Raw genomic sequence first — 16,283 nt, 5'->3', positions numbered from 1 at the left:
GTTACATTCCGAACCCGGAAGCTAAGCCCACCAGCGCCGATGGTACTGCACTCGTGAGGGTGTGGGAGAGTAGGACACCGCCGGACTTCTTATTACTTGAGGCCACCCCATTCGGGGTGGCCTTAAGTGCGTTTACCGCGAGTAATGCGCCGCCGTCTCCACCGCTACTCGCGCGAGATCGGCCCGCACCGCCTCCGGCGCCAGCACCTCGACATCGGTGCCGAAAGCGAGCAGCGTCCGCGCCGCCGCCACGGCGGGAAACCGCAGCTCCAACTCCACCGGCTCGCCCGACGATGCCGACAAAAACGAGGGCGCGGGCGACGACGATGGCGTTGGTGATGGCGACGCTGACGACGATGGCGATGGCAATGGCGATGGCGACGGCGACGGCGACGGCGACGGCGACGCAGGCGATGACGACGCGGATGACACCGCCGTCACCAGCTCTGCCTGGTGCATGAGTGTGAACCGCCCCAGCGCCGCCGGCGCCACCCGCACCCGCACCTGTACAGACGCCGGGAACTCGTCGATCCGTGCCCGCAACGACTCCCACTCCGCGGCCAGCGTCGTCCGGCGGCGTTGTACCGGTTCGTCGAGCACTTCGGCCGTGACCACGCGATCGGCCCGGTAGAGCCGCGGCTCCCCGTCGCGATCGGCCACGAGGTACCAGACGCCGGCCTTCTCCACCAGCCCATAGGGGTCGACGACGCGTGTCCCGGCCGCCCCCGACGAGCCCGGCCGATAATGCAACGCCAGTCGCCGGTCGGTGAAGACCGCGTCCTGAAGCGTGGACAGGTCTGCCGTCGCCGCAGCACCGTTCCGCCAGCGGACCGGGTCGATGACGATGCGCCGCGCCACCAGGTCTGCCGCGTCGCGGTGTGCGGCCGGCAGCGCCGCCATGATCTTGCGCAACGCCGACCCGACCGCGGCGTCAAGTCCGAGCGCCGCATGGCTGGTGCCGGTGAGCAGTACGAACAGTGCTCGGGCCTCGTCAGCGGTCATGCCTGTCACGTCTGTGCGGAAGCCGGGCAGCAGCGCGATTCCGCCGTGCCGCCCGCGCTCGGTGTAGACCGGCACGCCGCTTGCGGACAGCGCCTCCACGTCCCGGAGCACGGTCCGCACCGAGACCTCCAGCCGGGTGGCCAGGTCCGGCGCGGACAGGCGCCCATGTGTCTGCAGCAGCAGGAGCAGGGACAGCAGCCGGTCCGCGCGCACGTCGTACCCCCGGGGAATGTGGTCGTTAATACATGACGGCAGGTGTCATCTTTCGTGTCCAGAATGACTGGCACAAGCGCAACGGAAGGAAATGACATGATCGAGAACGCGAAGATCGCCGACGAGTACACCCGGGCGTGGATGAGCGGTGACCTGGACACCGCGATGACGTTCGTCGCGGAGGACGTGGTGCTTGACGCGCCGCCCGGGCGGATCGAGGGCGCGGCGGCGTACCGCCAGTTCCTGGAGCGTTTTCTGGGTCTGATGACCGGCGGGTCGGTGACGAAGGTCTACGCGGACGAGACCGGCGCGGCAGTCCACTACGTCACCGAGACGAGGCCGGTCGCGGTGAGTCGCGGCTCGGACCACCTCACCATCGAGGGTGGCCTGATCCGGCAGGTGGTGACCATCTTCGACCGGCTGCCGTTCTCGCAGGCGAAGGGGGAAAGCCCGCGCGACTGACCGTGAGTGAAAGCGCCTGCGCGCCGGGTGGTCCGCTACGTTGAGACGGTGAAGCTGAAGTTCAAGCCCAGTCGCACCACGATCATCCTCGTGGTGGTCGCCGTCGCGGCCGTGGCCTGGGGACTGCTGTCCAGCCGCGCGGAAGAGGGCGGCGGTCAGCCGGCCGGCACGCTCGACGATCCGGCGCGGCAGGCGTGCACTGACTTCGCCGCCGGCCGGGACGCCGCGGACAGCAAGGGCCCGCGACTGTCCCTGGCGGACAACGTGCTGGCGTCCACCCGGCGCACCGACAACTCGCGCATCGCGGACAGTGCCTCCGCGCTCGGCCGCAACGCCAACGACTCGGACCAGGAGTGGACGGAGAGCGCGGACGCGTTCGCCGCCGCCTGCAAGGACGCCGGCTGGACCGCACCCTAGGGCAGCCGAATGTCGTGACGTCGGCATGTCTGACAGGCTGCGGACATGACCCTGCTTGATCTGGACCCGGACCAGCTGCTGTCCACCACCCGCGCGGTACGCAAGCGGCTCGACCTCGACCGGCCAGTGCCGGACGACCTGATCCGCGAGTGCGTGGCGATGGCGCTCCAGGCGCCGTCCGGCTCCAACGTGGTGACCATGCGCTTCGTCGTGGTGCGCGACGTGGCAAAGCGGCGTGCGATCGGCGACGTGTACCGGACGGTGTACGAGGCCTATCGCGCGTCGCCCGGCTATCCGGGCAACCCGGTCGGCGACCCGGAGCGGGACGCGCGCCAGGCGAAGGTGGCCGCGTCCGCGGACTTCCTCGGCGAGCACATGGGCGACGCGCCGGTGCTTGTGCTGGGCTGCACCGAGGGCCCGAACCGGGCGGTCGCGCAGGCGATGATCGGCAACCTGCTGCCCGGCATGTGGAGCTTCATGCTTGCCGCCCGGGCCCGCGGCCTCGGCACCGCGTGGACGTCCATGCACGTCGCACGCGAGCGCGAGGTGGCGGACATTCTCGGCATTCCATATGACACGGTCGCCCAGGCGGTGCTGACGCCTGTCGCGTTCACCAAGGGAACCGACTTCAAGGCGGCCGCCCGCCCGGCGCCGGACGAGGTCATCCACTGGGACGCCTGGTAATCGACGTCACACCTGGCCAGGACCGCGTAGCGCAACGTTGAGGGAGTGGTGTTAGGTAAGGCATCCCTTACTGAATAAGAGTGGAGTTCCCCTTATGCGCTCTCACCGGTTCCTGGCCGGGGTCGTCGCCGCGGTTGCCGCGGTCGCCCTGACCGCCTGTGGGTCCGACAGCGACGAGCCCGCCGCCAGCGCCCCGTCCGGCGCCGCGGGCGACACCTTCCCGGTCTCGATCACGCACGCGCTCGGCACCACCACCATCCCGGCCAAGCCGGTGCGGGTCGCCACAGTCGCGTGGGCCAACCACGAGGTGCCGCTCGCGCTCGGCGTCGTCCCGGTCGGCCTGGCCAAGGCCAACTTCGCGGACGAGGACGGCGACGGCTACCTGCCCTGGGCCGGTGACAAGATCAAGCAGCTCGGCGGTACGGCCCCGGTGCTGTTCGACGAGACCGACGGCATCGACTTCGAGGCGGTGGCCAACACCCAGCCCGACGTCATCCTCGCCGCCTACTCCGGCCTGACCCAGCAGGACTACGACACGCTGAGCCAGATCGCGCCGACAGTGGCGTACCCGACGACCGCGTGGTCCACCCCGTGGCGGGACTGGATCGCGCTGGAGAGCAAGGCGCTCGGCCTCTCCGCGCAGGGCGACGCGCTGATCGCTGACATCGAGGGCAAGATCAAGGCTGAGGTCGCGAAGTACCCCGCGCTGGCCGGCAAGTCCGCGATGTTCATGACGCATGTCGACCAGACCGACCTGAGCAAGTTCAGCTTCTACACCACGCACGACACGCGTGGCGCGTACTTCGCGGACCTGGGCCTGACCACGCCGCCGAGCATCGCGGAGCTGTCCGGCACCACCGACCAGTTCGCGCTCTCGGTCTCCGCCGAGCAGGTCGACAAGCTCGCCGACGTGGACATCATCGTGACCTACGGCGACGCCCAGATGCTGGCGAAGATGCAGGCCGACCCGCTGCTGTCGAAGATCCCCGCGGTCAAGCGCGGCTCGGTCGTCGCGCTGGACGGCGTCTCGACGATCGGCGCGGCCGCGAACCCGACGCCGCTCGCCGTGCCGTACGTGGTCAGCGACTACGTGAAGCTGCTCGCCGACGCCGCCGCCAAGGTGTCATGACGCTTCTCGACACGCCGGACGCCGCAGCCCCGCTGCGGCGTCCGGCCCGTATCCGGCTGCTGTGGTTCGTCGTCTCACTGATCGTGCTCGGCCTGGCGCTGCTCTCCTCGGTCGCGTTCGGCTCGCGGATCGTCGGCTGGGACGCGATCGTCGACGGTGTCAGCGGCCTGACCGACACCATCGACCAGGCGGCGGTCTACAAGCGCGTGCCGCGTACCGTGCTTGCCGCGATCGTGGGCGCCGCGCTCGCCGTCTCCGGCACCGTCATGCAGGGCGTCACCCGCAACCCGCTGGCCGACCCGGGCATCCTCGGCGTCAACATGGGCGCGTCGCTCGCGGTGGTGGTCGGCATGACCATGTTCGGCCTGACGACCGCGGTCAACACCATCTGGGTGGCGATCCTCGGCGCCGCGATCTCCGCGGTCTTCGTCTACCTGGTCGGCTCGCTCGGCCGGGGCGGCGCCACGCCGCTCAAGCTCGCGCTTGCCGGCACCGCCACCTCTGCCGCGCTCGCGTCGCTGATCATCGCGGTGATCCTGCCCCGTGCGGACGTGTCCGAGCAGTTCCGGTCCTGGCAGATTGGCGGTGTCGGCGGCGGCAGCTGGGACAACATCCGTCAGGCCGGACCGTTTCTGCTGGCCGGCTTCGTGATCAGCTGGCTCTCCGCGCGCTCGCTGAACTCGCTTGCGCTCGGCGACGACCTGGCCGCCGGGCTCGGCGAGCGGGTCGCGCTTGTGCGCGGCATCTCCGCGGCCGGCGCGGTCCTGCTCTGCGGCGCCGCCACCGCGGTCACCGGCCCGATCATGTTCGTCGGCCTGATCGTGCCGCACGTGTGCCGGCTGCTGGTCGGCCTCGACCACCGCCTGCTGATGCCGTTCGCCGCGCTGCTCGGCGCGTCGCTGCTGACCGTCTCCGACGTGGTCGGCCGCGTCGTCGACCGGCCCTCCGAGATCGACGTCGGCATCATCACCGCGCTGATCGGCGCCCCGTTCTTCATCTACATCGTCCGCCGGCAGAAGGTACGCGAGCTGTGAGCACCATGACCGTCGAGGCCGTCACCCGCGGCCGGGCCCGCCGCGCGCTGCGCCGCCGGACCGTGCTCACAGTGCTCGGCGTGCTTGTGGTCTCCATGTACGCGGTAAACCTGATGGTCGGCAAGACGTTCTACCCGCCTGACGACATCATCCGGGTGATCCTCGGCGAGCGGGTGCCGGGCGCCACGTTCACAGTCGGCACGCTCCGGCTGCCGCGCGCGACGCTTGCACTGCTCGCCGGCCTCTGCTTCGGGCTCGGCGGCGTCACCTTCCAGAGCATGCTGCGCAACCCGCTGGCCAGTCCGGACATCATCGGCATCAGCTCCGGGGCCAGCGCGGCGGCCGCGTTCGCGATCGTCACGCTGCAGCTCGGCGAGACCGCCACCTCCACGTTCGCAATCGTGGCCGCGCTCGGCGTCGCGATGGCCATCTACCTGCTGTCGTTCCGCGACGGGGTGGCCGGCACCCGGCTGGTGCTGATCGGCATCGGCATGGCCGCGATGCTCGAGAGCGCCACGTCGTACGTGTTGTCCACCGCGTCCCAGTGGGACCTCCAGGAGGTGCTGCGCTGGCTGACCGGCAGCCTCAACGGCAGCACCTGGGGCGAGACAGTGCCGGTCGCGGTCGCGCTGCTGGTGCTCGGCCCGGTGCTGCTCGGCCAGGGCCGCAACCTGTTCACGCTGCAGCTCGGCGACGACATGGCGGCCGCGCTGGGAGTGCGCCTGGAACTCACCCGGATCCTGCTCATCATCGGCGCGGTGGGCCTGATCGCGTTCGCCACCGCGGCGTGCGGGCCGATCGCGTTCGTGGCGTTCCTGGCCGGGCCGATCGCGGCGCGCATCGCCGGGCCGGGCGCGTCGCTGCTCGTACCCTCGGCGCTTGTCGGTGCTCTTCTGGTGTTGACCGCGGACTTCCTCGGGCAGTACGCGTTCAGCATCCGCTACCCGGTCGGCGTCGTCACCGGCGTGCTCGGCGCGCCCTACCTGATCTACCTGCTCATCCGCACCAACCGAGCGGGAGGCTCGCTGTGACCGCAGAACACACGCTCCGGGTCGAGAACCTGACGCTCGGCTACAAGGACCGCGTCGTCATCTCCGAGCTGGATCTCCCGGTCCCGCCCGGGAAGATCACCGCGATCGTCGGCGCGAACGCGTGCGGCAAGTCCACGCTGCTGCGCGCGATGTCCCGGCTGCTCGCGCCGCGCACCGGCCACGTGCTGCTGGACGGCCGCGAGGTGCACCGGATGCCGGCCAAGGAACTGGCCCGCACGCTCGGCCTGCTGCCCCAGTCGCCGATCGCGCCCGAGGGCATCACGGTCACCGACCTGGTCGGCCGCGGCCGCAACCCGCACCAGCGCATGCTGTCCCGCTGGTCGAGGGAGGACGATCTCGCTGTCGCGGCCGCGCTCGACGCCACCCACACCGCGGACCTGGCCGACCGGGCCGTCGACGAGCTCTCCGGCGGTCAGCGGCAGCGGGTCTGGATCGCGATGGCGCTCGCCCAGCAGACAGACGTGCTGCTGCTCGACGAGCCCACCACGTTCCTCGACGTCAGCCATCAGGTCGAGGTGCTCGACCTGCTCACCGACCTGAACGCGACGCGCGGCACCACGATCGTCATGGTCCTGCACGACCTCAACCTGGCCGCCCGGTACGCCGACCACCTGATCGCGCTCGCCGACGGCACCGTGCACGCGTCCGGGACCCCCGGCGACGTGCTCACCGAGGACTGCGTGCGCGCCGTGTTCGGCCTGGACAGCCGCGTCATCGAGGACCCGACGTCCGGGAAGCCGCTGATGCTTCCGCTCGGCCGGCATCACGTCAGCAGCACGTTGCGGTAGTCCCAGACGCGTACGAAACCGGCCCGCTCCAGATTGGACAGCGAGGTGTGGTGCTCACCGGCCGCCGGCTGGGAGGTCTCCGAGACCACCCACCGGCAGCCGGCCGCCCGCGCCGCCTCGATCCGTGCCGCGATCAGCGCGGACTGCGCGCCCCGCCCCCGATGCGACGGCAGCGTCACGCCGCCCTTGAACAGGCCGATCTCGCCGTGGGTGAACACCAGCCCGACCGCGACCATCTCGTCGCCGTCCCACGCCGCGAACTGGCGGCTCTGCGGGTGCGAGGTCATCGCGCCGAGCATGCCGACCAGATACGGCGGCCGGTCGTCGAACCCGGTAAGCATCACCTCGACAGCCCGCTGCCGCTGGTGCGCGGCGACCGGCGCTATCCGCAGGTCCGTCTCGACCTGCGCCGCAGCCGCGGTGGACCGGCTCAGCTTGACCGTCGCCGGCCCGGCCGTCAGCCCAAGCGTCGCGCACACGGCGTCCCAGTCGTCCGGGAGCACGGACGGCGGGAACTTGAGCGTGGCCCGTAGCGACCCCGCCTCCCGGAACGTGGTCACGAACCGCGCGACCACCTCGGCGCTGACCGGCTCGCTGAAGCCGATGACGCGATTGAACATCAGGCTGTCCGACCGCAGCGCCAGTGCGGTCGCGGTCCCGATCGTGAGCGTCCGCAGCTCGATCCCGGCCGGCGCGTTCTCCGCAAGCACGCGGGTGAACACACCCTCCGCCGCCTCGCCGATCGCGAGCGGCACGATGTCCGTGTCAGTCATCCCCGGAGTCTCGCAGGAGCACGGACAACAGCCTCCTTCGGAGGAGAAACGGATATTCCCGCTCCCGCGGTGGTCCGGCCCGCACGCTCCCGCGGGCCGCGGTTCCGCGGTGGGCACGGTAAAAACTCCGGCCCGGTCTCGCTCTGGGGTGGCAGTGCGAGACAGGATGACGGGATGGTGATCGCAGGCTTGCCGTCGCGGCGGCTGGAGCACAGCGCCGGCCTCGGCTGGCAGTCGGTGCAGGCCGCGGTCTACGACGATCCGCCGGTGACCGACGCGTTCACGACCGAGGTGCCGGAGTTGCTGCTGGTGATGGTCACCGAGGGGCGCTACCGGATCGAGAGCCGGCACGGGCGGGCCTGGCACGGCGCCGCCTACCGCCCCGGCTCGATCGGGGTGACCGCGCCCGGCAACCGCAGTGAGCTGCGCTGGCGGGCCGCCGGCGCCGGGCCGTTGCGGTCGCTGCACCTGCGCCTCGACCCCGGGCTGCTGCCGGACGGCGGCACGTTCCCGGACGCGCTTGCGATCGACGACGCCTACGTGACCGCCTCCGCCCGCGCGCTTCACGACGCGTTGCGCGCCGGCGCACCGGGTGTGTACGCGGACTCGGTGGCGCAAGGGCTGGTCGCGCACCTGGCGCACCGGGCTGGCGCCGCGCCCGCGCCGTCCCCGGCCACGCCGCTCGGCGCGGCCGACCTGGACCGGGTGGTCGCCCACATGCGCGCCCACCTGGCCGGCGACGTGACGCTTGACGAGCTGGCCGCGCTTGTCAACCTCTCCAAGTTCCACTTCCTGCGGATGTTCGCCCGCACGACAGGCCTGACCCCGCACCGCTACCTCGCCCAGCTGCGTCTCGACGAGGCCGCTGAGCTGCTGCGCGGCACCGAGCTGCCGGTGCAGCGGATCGCGGCGATGTGCGGGTACGCCAGTCCCGCCCGGTTCGCGGCCGCGTTCCGCCGCGCCTACGGCTCCGCGCCGTCGGCGTACCGCCGGATCTGAGGGCCTGGAGCGCGCACGGCGTACCGCCGGATCTGAGGGCCTGGAGCGCGCACGGCGTACCGCCGGAGCTGAGGGCCTGGAGCGCGCACGGCGTACCGCCGCAATCGAGGGCTTGAACGCCGCAATCGGCGGATGATCTTCGCCTGGGGTCCCGGGAATGAATGAGGCGCGGCCGACCGGTCGCACGTCATCACCGGGAGAGCACCTATGGACAACCAGAGAGTCGCGCTCGTCACGGGCGGCTCCGGAGGCATCGGCCGGGTCGTCGCGGAGCGGCTCGGCGCGGACGGGATGAGCGTGCTCGTCCACTACGCCGGCAACCGCGACCGCGCCGACGAGACCGTCAAGGCGGTCGAGGCCGCAGGCGGCCGGGCCGTCGCCGCGCATGCCGACATCGCCGAGCCGGACCAGGTGGAGACGCTGTTCGCCACGGCCGAGCAGCACTTCGGCGGCATCGACGTGGTCGTCAACACGGCCGGCATCATGATCCTGGCGCCGCTCGCCGAGCTGGACCTCGACGACCTGGACCGCATGCTCCGCACCAACGTGCGCGGCACGTTCGTGCTCGCCCGCGCGGCCCTGCCCCGGCTGCGGCGCGGCGGCGCGTTCATCGGCTTCTCGTCGTCGGTGGTCGGGCTCGCGCACGAGACCTACTCCGGCTATGTGGCGGGCAAGGCCGGTGTGGAGGCGATGACCCGCGTCCTGGCCAAGGAGCTGCGCGGCCGCGACGTGACAGTCAACGCGGTCGCCCCCGGCCCCACCGCCACGTCGTTCTTCCTCGACGGCAAGGACCAGCAGACGATCGAGCGTTTCGCCGCGGCCGCGCCGCTCGAACGGCTCGGCACCCCCGAGGACACCGCCGCCGTGGTGGCGTTCCTGGCCGGTTCCGCCGGCCGCTGGGTCAACGGCCAGACCATTCACGTCAACGGAGGAATCATATGATCATCGTCGTCACCGGGGCCTCGAGCGGCTTCGGCGCCATGACCGCCCGGGCGTTCGCTGACGCCGGCCACACCGTCTACGCCGGCATGCGTGACACGGCGGGCCGCAACGCCTCCGCCGCCGCGGAGTTCGAGAAGCACGGCCACCCGGTCGAGATGGACGTCTCCTCGCAGGACTCGGTGGACGCGGCGGTCGCGCGCATCATCGCCGAGTCCGGCCGCCTGGACGTGATCGTGCACAACGCCGGGCACATGACGCTCGGCCCGGCCGAGGCGTTCACCCCGGAGCAGCTGGCCGAGATCTACGACATCAACGTCCTCTCCACCCAGCGGGTCAACCGCGCCGCCCTTCCACACCTGCGCCGGCAGCGCGACGGCCTGCTCATCTGGGTCGGTTCCACGAGTGCCCGCGGCGGCACGCCACCGCACCTGGGCCCGTACTTCGCGGCGAAGGCGGCGATGGACTCGCTTGCCGTCAGCTACGCGGCCGAGCTGTCCCGCTTCGGCGTCGACACCACGGTCATGGTGCCGGGCTCGTTTACCACCGGCACGAACCACTACGCGCACGCCGGCCACCCGTCCGATTCCGCGGTCGAGGCCGAGTACGCCGCTCTCTACGGCTCCACGATCGATGATCTCCTGGCCCGCCAGGCCGCGGAGTCACCCGCTGATGCCGACCCGTCAGAGGTCGCACACGAGATCGTCCGCGTGGCCGAGCTCCCCAAGGGCTCCCGCCCGTTCCGTGTCTACGTCGACCCGGCTCAGGACGGCGCCGAGGAGGTCTTCCGCGTCGGCGACCGGGTCCGCCGCGAGTTCTACCGCACGCTCGGCTTCCCCGACCTGCTCAGCCCCGCGGTCTGACCGGCACCGGCCCCACGCGATCCGGCGTGGGGCCGGGACCGTCAGTGCCCGAAGAACGGCAGGTTCATCACCGCGGCCGGCGCCAGCGCGATCACCACGAAGCGCGCGCACCGGCCGACCAGGCAGACGGCGGCGAACATCGGCACCCGCATCGGCCCGCGTGCGGCGTACACCGTGACAAGCAGCAGCGGCGGAAATCCGAGGAACGCGCTTGCGAAGAGGATCGGTACGGCCTGACGCGGGTGGTCGAGCGTCTGCATCACGACCCGGGTGCGCTCAAGCAGCGCCCGCCCTCGTTTCGGCACCGCGGCCTCCACCACCGGCGGATCCTCGCCCGCGACCTGCGCCGTGACCGGCACCTTGCGGGTGATGATCCGGCGTAGGTACTCGGACCTGACCGCGCCGCGGACCGTACCGAAGAGCAGGAGTTTGCCGATTGTCTGACCGAGGCCGGCCGCGAGGCCGAGCGGGATCGCGGCGACGTCGGTGGCCGCGACCACGCCGATCAGGTACGGCTCTACAGGCGTGACCGGGATGATCGCGGACATCGCGCCGACGAGCAGCGCCGCGAGGATCGCCGCGATCATCGGGTGGGGGACACCAGACCGGCGACCCGGATCATCGAGGCGATCTTCATGACGGTCACGGCGGCCGCGAGCAGCGCGGGCCAGACCGGGGACGGCGAGACCAGGACCAGCAGCACCACCGCTGACGTGTTGAGGACCTTGGCGGGCGGCGACCAGTTCCACAGGTAGACGCGGCGGTCGACAGTGGCGAAGTAGTTCGGCGAGACGATCGGCCAGAGCAGGAACGCCAGGCTCAGCATCGTGTCGAGCACCATGAACTGGACCAGGAAGATCGCCAGCGGTACGGCCATCCCCGGCTTGAGCATCAGCAGTGCGGCCAGGCAGAGCGAGGTGCAGGCCCGGTCGCTGATGATGTCGAAGACCGCGCCGGCCCGGGTCTCCTGGTCGAGCCAGCGGGCGACCATGCCGTCCGCGGTGTCGCCGATCCAGTAGACCGCGTACGCGGCGATAAGCAGCGGCCAGCTCCGCTCCCCGATCGCGAGCACCGCGAGCACCACCGCGCCGACCGTGCGGACCAGCGTGACCAGGTTGGGGACTGTGGTGAACCGCATCGGCGCCTCCGGCCGTTCGGAGAACCGGACGTCCGGCGCGGCCGCTGCGGTGAGATGCGTCAATGGACTCCCCGTCCGTGTGTCACAGTCCGTGTCGGGGTCCGGTGCCGTTCACCGCCTGTTGGTCGACTGCGCGTGGTCCCCTCGTGTCGTTAAGAGGATGACAGGCGGGTCGAACATTCGTAAATCAACTTAAGGCTAGAGCGCGCCTCTGACTTTCAGCCGAGCCGGTCCTCGTATCGTCGACTTTCAGCCGATGTCGAGCAGGCCGGTGCGCTGGGCGAGCATCGCGGCCTGGACGCGGTTCTCGCAGCCGGTCTTGCTGAACACGCGGTAGAGGTGCGTCTTCACAGTGCCCTCGGTGACGAACAGCTGCGCGCTGATCTCCGCGTTGGACAGACCCTGGGCCAGCAGCACCAGCACCTCCCGTTCCCGGCTGCTCAGCGCCTCCACCCGGGCCAGGTCCGCGGCGGGCGCGGGCGCCGGGGCCGGCAGCCGGTCGAGCACCTGACGGGTGACCTTGGGGGACAGGAACGCGTCGCCTGCCGCGGCCGCGCGGATCGCCTGGGCCAGCTCGCCCGCGGCGGACTCCTTGAGCAGGAACCCGGCCGCGCCCGCGTTCAGTGCCTGCGCGACGTAATCGTCCTCGCCGAACGTGGTCAGCACGACCACGTGCACGGCCGGCATCATCCGGCGGATCTCGCGCAGCGCGGCCAGCCCGTCCAGCACCGGCATCCGGATGTCGAGCAGCGCCACGTCCGGCCGGTGCAGCAGCGTCAGGTCGATCGCCTGGCGGCCGTCGCCGGCCTGCGCGACGAGCACGATGTCCTCGGCCGGCGCCAAAATCGCCTCGATCGCGGCGCGGACCAGCCGGTCGTCGTCGGCAAGCAGCACCCGGATGGTCTCGCTCATGCCGACTCCCCCGGCCGGCCGGGGACGGCACGCCTGGCACGTGACGCGCGCGCACGCTCGCTCATGGCACCTCCTGGAACTCCTGCTTGTCTACCAGCACGCCGTCCTGGAAGCAGAACCGGTAGAGCAGTTCCGTCCCCTCCTGTTCCAGAAGCGACGCGGGATAGTCGACGCAGGTCGCGCCGGGCACGTCACGGCCGCCGATCGCGCCGGTGGTGGCCGCCTCCGGGTCCGGGAGCCGGTCACGGACCTGCTGTTCCGGCATGCCAGGGCTGACCGAGTCGTAGGTCGCCCGGTCCACTGTCACGTACGCGCCGACAAGCCAGAGGGCACTGCAGCAGAGGACCAGCACGCCGCCGGCGCCGAGCGTGGTCGCGATCAGCGTCAGGCGCCCGCGACGCCGGTCCCGGTCGACAAGCTCGGCGAAGTCGGGGGCCGGTGGCGAGACCGTCGCGCCGTCCGGGGCGTAGGGGAGCGTGGCGGCCAGCCGGAAACCGCCGTCCGGGGTGGCGCCGTGGTACAGCATGCCGTTCGCCACCCGTACCCGCTCGGCGAGTCCGAGCAGGCCCTGGCCGGAGGTCTGCCGGACCACGCGGCGGCCGGCCGTGTTGGTGACGCCGGCGATCAGCGCGTCCGGCTCGTACCGCAGCGACAGCACGATCTCGCCGCCGGCCGCGTGCCGCAGCGCGTTCGTCAGCCCCTCCTGGATCACCCGGTACGCCGCGTGCTCGATGAGCGGGGACAGCGGACGTGTGGTGCCCTCGCGGACCAGCTCCACCCGCGCGCCCGACGCCCGCGCGTTCTCCGCCAGGTCGTCCAGCCGGTCCAGGGACGGCGCCGGAGCCTGCGTGTCGTCCTGGCCGAGCAGCCCGAGGATCTGCCGCAGCTCGGTCATCGCGGCGGAGGACGTCTCGCGAAGCAACTCGCCGTTCTCGTCGGTGCGCATCCCGGCGTAGAGCGAGATCAACGTCAGCTTGTGGCCGAGCGAATCATGAAGATCCCGGGCGATGCGGGTACGCTCCCGCGCCCTCGCCTGCCGGGCCACCTCGCCCTGCGCGTCGTGCAGCTGCACGTTGCGCCGGTGCATGGCCGCAAGCAGCACGCGCCGCCGGCGTACCAGCCGGGCCACCCCGGCCGGGACCACCGCGAGCACTGCGAACAGCGCGGACACCAGCACCACGTCGGTCAGGTCAAGCGTCCCCTCCGTCCACCGGACGGCGCCGATCAGCGCGGCCCAGCCGAGACCGAGACCGGCGGCGACCTGCCACAGGTGGACGGCCCGGTACGCCAGCGACGCGCTCAGCACGACGATCAGCACCGAGCTCTGCCCGCCCGTGACCAGCCCGATCAGCGCGGCCGCGGCATAGGCGGGCAGCGGGAAGCGCAGGCGCAGCAGCACCAGGACCGGCGTGGAGAGGCCGACCAGCCAGGGCGCGAGCGGGTGGACCTGCGCGGCGCCCGCCGGGACCAGGGCCCCGGCGGTGGCAAGGAGCGTCAGGACGACCTCGTAGGCGACCCGCCAGCCGCCGGCCTCCCTCAGCCGAGCAGCGACGGCCGTTGCCACTCGGCCCCCCGCAGATGGTGGCCGAGGAATGCGAGCACCGTCTCGTACCAGATGGCGCTGTGCCTGGGTTTGAGGATCCAATGGTTCTCATCCGGGAAGTAGAGGAAGCGGTGCTCGGCCCGGGACCGCGAGATCAGGTCCCACCAGAGGCGCAGGCCTTCGCCGATCGGCACCCGGTAGTCCTTGTCGCCGTGGATGACGAGCATCGGCGTGGTGATCGCGTCCGCGGACAGGTGCGGTGAGTGCTGTGCCGCCATCGCCGCGGTCATCTCGCGCGTCCAGTAGTCGGAGGTGTCGGTGGTGCGCGCGAACTGGTCGAGCGACCACAGTGACGCGTGCGTGACGATCGCGGCGAACCTGTCGGTGTGACCGGCGATCCAGTTGGCCATGTAGCCGCCGAACGAGCCGCCCATCGCGGCCGTGCGGGTGGCGTCGATGTCCGCGCGGGCCTCGGCCACGTCGGTGAGCGCCATCAGGTCGGTGTACGGCGTATCCCCCCAGTTGCCCCAGCCACGGCGGATGAAGTCGGCGCCGTAACCTGTGGACAGCGCGGGGTCGGGGAGCAGCACGGCGTACCCGGCCGCGGTCAGGATCCACGGGTTCCACCGCCACGACCAGGCGTTCCACGAGCTCTGCGGGCCGCCGTGGATGAACAGCACGAGCGGCGCGGGCTCGTCGCGGACCGGCAGCGCCAGCCAGGCCCGGATGCTCGTGCCGTCCGCCGCGGTGGCGGTGACCTCCGCCAGCCGGCCCGGCACTGTCACCGCGGGCGCCGGGCCTTGCAGCGCGAGGAACTCGCCTGTCACCGCGTCGACCCGGACCGGCGCGGGCGGCGAGACCATTGTGGCGCGCAACGCGTAGATCCACGCGCCGTCCGGGGAGATCTCCACGTCCGAGTAGGCGCCGTCGTCAGGCGTCAGGCGGCCGGCCTCACCCGTCACCGCGTCGACGCGCCACAGCGGCCCGCGCCCGAGGTCGTCCGCAGCGACGATCAGCATGCTGCCGTCCGGCGTCCAGCGGGCCCCGTGCGGGCGGCGGTCCCAGCCCTCGGTCAGGTTCTCAACCGGGCCGCCGGCCAGCGGCACCACGCCCAGCCAGCCGTCGCCGGGGTCGTCGGCGGTGGTGCGCCGGGACACGCCGATCGCGACGCGGGTGCCGTCCGGGGAGATCCGGGGCGCGTCGTACTCGTGGCCGGGGTCCGAGGCGAGCGTGCGCCGCTCGCCGGTCGCCACGTCGAGCGCGATCACCGTCGACCGGTGCCCGCCGCCGTCCACCGCCACGGTCCAGGACGCCACCACGGTACGGCCGTCGCGGGTGATGTCCCAGCTCGCGTCGTCGTCAAGCGCGTACCCGGCGTGCCCGGTGAGGTCACGGAGATCCCCGTCGTCCTCGAGCGCGAGCAACCGGGTCCGGGCCGGGCCGAGGTCGTGGTCCCAGAACCGGACCGGGTACTCCTCGTGCAGGATCGCGGTGACGCCCGCGTCAGTGCGCCGCTTCCGCCGCTCCCGGTCCGCCTCCACGCCCTCGGACGACGGCAGCAGCGACGAGCCGAGCACGATGCCGCCGTCGTCCGCGACCACCACGCCGCGCACCCCGCCCGGCGGCCTGGCCACCACCCGCGCGTCACCGCCACCGGCCGGCTGCGACCAGAGCGCGGCCTGCGGCTCCGTGTCGTCGGCCGTGTCCGGCTCCGGCCGGGCGGAGACGAACAGCAGGTCCCCGCCGGGTGTGAAACCGGCCGCGGACTCGCCCTGCCGGCTGCGGGTGAGCCGGCGGGCCGGGCGCTCACCGGCCGGGTCGACCTCCCAGAGCGCCGTCACGTACACGTTCTTCTTCGGGTCCGGAGTGGCCACGCCGACCACGATCCGGCTGCCGTCCGGGGCGAGACGCAGCCCGGAGACCCGGGGCAGGCCCGCGTAGGCGTCGAGGTCGGCGAACGGACTGTCGGTATCCACGATCATGAAGCTTTATTACCACGGCCGATGCGGTCCACGGCGTCGCGCGCCTCGATCAGACCGGCCCCGGTGCCCTCCCGGTACGTCTTGATTGCCGCCATCCGGTCCCCACGGGCGAGCGCGGCCTCCACCCGGCCGAGGTCAAGCGCCCGGGTGCGCCTGCGCAGCACGGCGGAAGAGAGCAGCAGCAGAATCCCGACGGCGCCGGCGCCAAGCGCGATGTAGTAGGTCATGCCTGAAGTCTGCCGGTCCGGCTCCGCCGCGCGCGTCTCCGGGAAGTCGGAATCCGGCCTGTCACTTTCGTTGACACGCCCCGGGCTTTCGCACTTTCGGCAGACGAAACCGCAGGCCGGGCGCTG

18 protein-coding genes and 1 rRNA gene are annotated in these 16,283 nt (G+C 71.7%); 11 read left to right on the top strand and 8 right to left on the bottom strand.

The window, feature by feature from the left end; translation table 11 throughout:
• A 5S ribosomal RNA gene (gene rrf / locus ACIA8K_RS30525) occupies positions 1 to 86 on the top strand; the annotation flags it as partial.
• Positions 87 to 132: 46 nt separating this feature from the next.
• On the opposite strand, the gene ACIA8K_RS30520 is transcribed toward rrf, so the two are convergent.
• Positions 133 to 1,215, bottom strand: coding sequence for a helix-turn-helix transcriptional regulator (locus tag ACIA8K_RS30520; RefSeq protein ID WP_396065438.1), 1,083 nt, complete (start codon positions 1,213 to 1,215; stop codon positions 133 to 135).
• A 96-nt stretch (positions 1,216 to 1,311) separates the two neighbouring features.
• Here ACIA8K_RS30520 and ACIA8K_RS30515 point away from each other — a divergent pair, with 96 nt between their 5' ends.
• From ACIA8K_RS30515 to ACIA8K_RS30485, 7 genes are all read left to right on the top strand, one after another.
• A complete protein-coding gene (locus tag ACIA8K_RS30515) occupies positions 1,312 to 1,677 on the top strand; it encodes a nuclear transport factor 2 family protein (protein WP_396065436.1) in 366 nt (121 codons plus the stop codon).
• 48 nt (positions 1,678 to 1,725) lie between these two features.
• On the top strand, positions 1,726 to 2,094 hold the full coding sequence (locus tag ACIA8K_RS30510; RefSeq protein ID WP_396065434.1) for a hypothetical protein: 369 nt from the start codon (positions 1,726 to 1,728) through the stop codon (positions 2,092 to 2,094).
• A gap of 45 nt (positions 2,095 to 2,139) precedes the next feature.
• Complete coding sequence (locus ACIA8K_RS30505) at positions 2,140 to 2,778, top strand: nitroreductase family protein (protein ID WP_396065432.1); 639 nt, start codon at positions 2,140 to 2,142, stop codon at positions 2,776 to 2,778.
• Between the two features lie 94 nt (positions 2,779 to 2,872).
• A complete protein-coding gene (locus ACIA8K_RS30500; protein WP_396065430.1) occupies positions 2,873 to 3,907 on the top strand; it encodes an iron-siderophore ABC transporter substrate-binding protein in 1,035 nt (344 codons plus the stop codon).
• Positions 3,904 to 4,941 carry a FecCD family ABC transporter permease gene (locus ACIA8K_RS30495; RefSeq protein WP_396065428.1) on the top strand — a complete coding sequence of 346 codons (1,038 nt, stop codon included), beginning with the start codon at positions 3,904 to 3,906 and terminating at the stop codon, positions 4,939 to 4,941. Before ACIA8K_RS30500 ends, ACIA8K_RS30495 begins: the two co-directional genes overlap by 4 nt.
• Positions 4,942 to 4,946: 5 nt before the next feature.
• Complete coding sequence (locus tag ACIA8K_RS30490) at positions 4,947 to 5,972, top strand: FecCD family ABC transporter permease (protein WP_396065446.1); 1,026 nt, start codon at positions 4,947 to 4,949, stop codon at positions 5,970 to 5,972.
• Positions 5,969 to 6,781, top strand: coding sequence for an ABC transporter ATP-binding protein (locus ACIA8K_RS30485; protein ID WP_396065426.1), 813 nt, complete (start codon positions 5,969 to 5,971; stop codon positions 6,779 to 6,781). The genes ACIA8K_RS30490 and ACIA8K_RS30485 overlap by 4 nt, the downstream gene beginning before the upstream one ends.
• Here the strand turns inward: ACIA8K_RS30485 and ACIA8K_RS30480 are convergent.
• Positions 6,757 to 7,554, bottom strand: coding sequence for a GNAT family N-acetyltransferase (locus ACIA8K_RS30480; protein WP_396065424.1), 798 nt, complete (start codon positions 7,552 to 7,554; stop codon positions 6,757 to 6,759). The genes ACIA8K_RS30485 and ACIA8K_RS30480 overlap by 25 nt on opposite strands.
• Before the next feature lie 174 nt (positions 7,555 to 7,728).
• Here ACIA8K_RS30480 and ACIA8K_RS30475 point away from each other — a divergent pair, with 174 nt between their 5' ends.
• The 3 genes from ACIA8K_RS30475 to ACIA8K_RS30465 all read left to right on the top strand — a co-directional run bounded on the left by ACIA8K_RS30475 (position 7,729) and on the right by ACIA8K_RS30465 (position 10,355).
• The gene (locus ACIA8K_RS30475) at positions 7,729 to 8,553 is read left to right on the top strand and encodes a helix-turn-helix domain-containing protein (RefSeq protein WP_396065422.1); all 825 of its coding nucleotides are present in this window, start codon (positions 7,729 to 7,731) and stop codon (positions 8,551 to 8,553) included.
• 207 nt (positions 8,554 to 8,760) lie between these two features.
• Entirely contained in the window at positions 8,761 to 9,495 is a 735-nt protein-coding gene (locus ACIA8K_RS30470) for an SDR family oxidoreductase (protein WP_396065420.1), read from the top strand.
• On the top strand, positions 9,492 to 10,355 hold the full coding sequence (locus ACIA8K_RS30465; protein WP_396065418.1) for an SDR family oxidoreductase: 864 nt from the start codon (positions 9,492 to 9,494) through the stop codon (positions 10,353 to 10,355). The genes ACIA8K_RS30470 and ACIA8K_RS30465 overlap by 4 nt, the downstream gene beginning before the upstream one ends.
• Positions 10,356 to 10,396: 41 nt before the next feature.
• Here ACIA8K_RS30465 and ACIA8K_RS30460 read toward each other — a convergent pair whose 3' ends face one another.
• The 6 genes from ACIA8K_RS30460 to ACIA8K_RS30435 all read right to left on the bottom strand — a co-directional run bounded on the left by ACIA8K_RS30460 (position 10,397) and on the right by ACIA8K_RS30435 (position 16,157).
• Positions 10,397 to 10,942, bottom strand: coding sequence for a hypothetical protein (locus ACIA8K_RS30460; RefSeq protein ID WP_396065416.1), 546 nt, complete (start codon positions 10,940 to 10,942; stop codon positions 10,397 to 10,399).
• Positions 10,939 to 11,493, bottom strand: a complete 555-nt coding sequence (locus ACIA8K_RS30455; RefSeq protein WP_396065444.1) for a CDP-alcohol phosphatidyltransferase family protein — start codon at positions 11,491 to 11,493, stop codon at positions 10,939 to 10,941. Before ACIA8K_RS30455 ends, ACIA8K_RS30460 begins: the two co-directional genes overlap by 4 nt.
• 249 nt (positions 11,494 to 11,742) lie before the next feature.
• Entirely contained in the window at positions 11,743 to 12,405 is a 663-nt protein-coding gene (locus tag ACIA8K_RS30450; protein ID WP_396065414.1) for a response regulator transcription factor, read from the bottom strand.
• Between the two features lie 61 nt (positions 12,406 to 12,466).
• Positions 12,467 to 13,969, bottom strand: coding sequence for a sensor histidine kinase (locus tag ACIA8K_RS30445; RefSeq protein ID WP_396065412.1), 1,503 nt, complete (start codon positions 13,967 to 13,969; stop codon positions 12,467 to 12,469).
• Positions 13,942 to 15,930: a S9 family peptidase gene (locus ACIA8K_RS30440; RefSeq protein ID WP_396065410.1), complete on the bottom strand. Its 1,989-nt coding sequence runs from the start codon at positions 15,928 to 15,930 to the stop codon at positions 13,942 to 13,944. The genes ACIA8K_RS30445 and ACIA8K_RS30440 overlap by 28 nt, the downstream gene beginning before the upstream one ends.
• A complete protein-coding gene (locus ACIA8K_RS30435) occupies positions 15,927 to 16,157 on the bottom strand; it encodes a hypothetical protein (protein ID WP_396065408.1) in 231 nt (76 codons plus the stop codon). Before ACIA8K_RS30435 ends, ACIA8K_RS30440 begins: the two co-directional genes overlap by 4 nt.
• Positions 16,158 to 16,283: the final 126 nt, after the last annotated feature.

Source organism: Catenuloplanes sp. NPDC051500, from assembly GCF_044454585.1.
Taxonomy (GTDB): Bacteria; Actinomycetota; Actinomycetes; order Mycobacteriales; family Micromonosporaceae; genus Catenuloplanes.
This window is presented reverse-complemented; position numbering and strand designations above follow the sequence as displayed.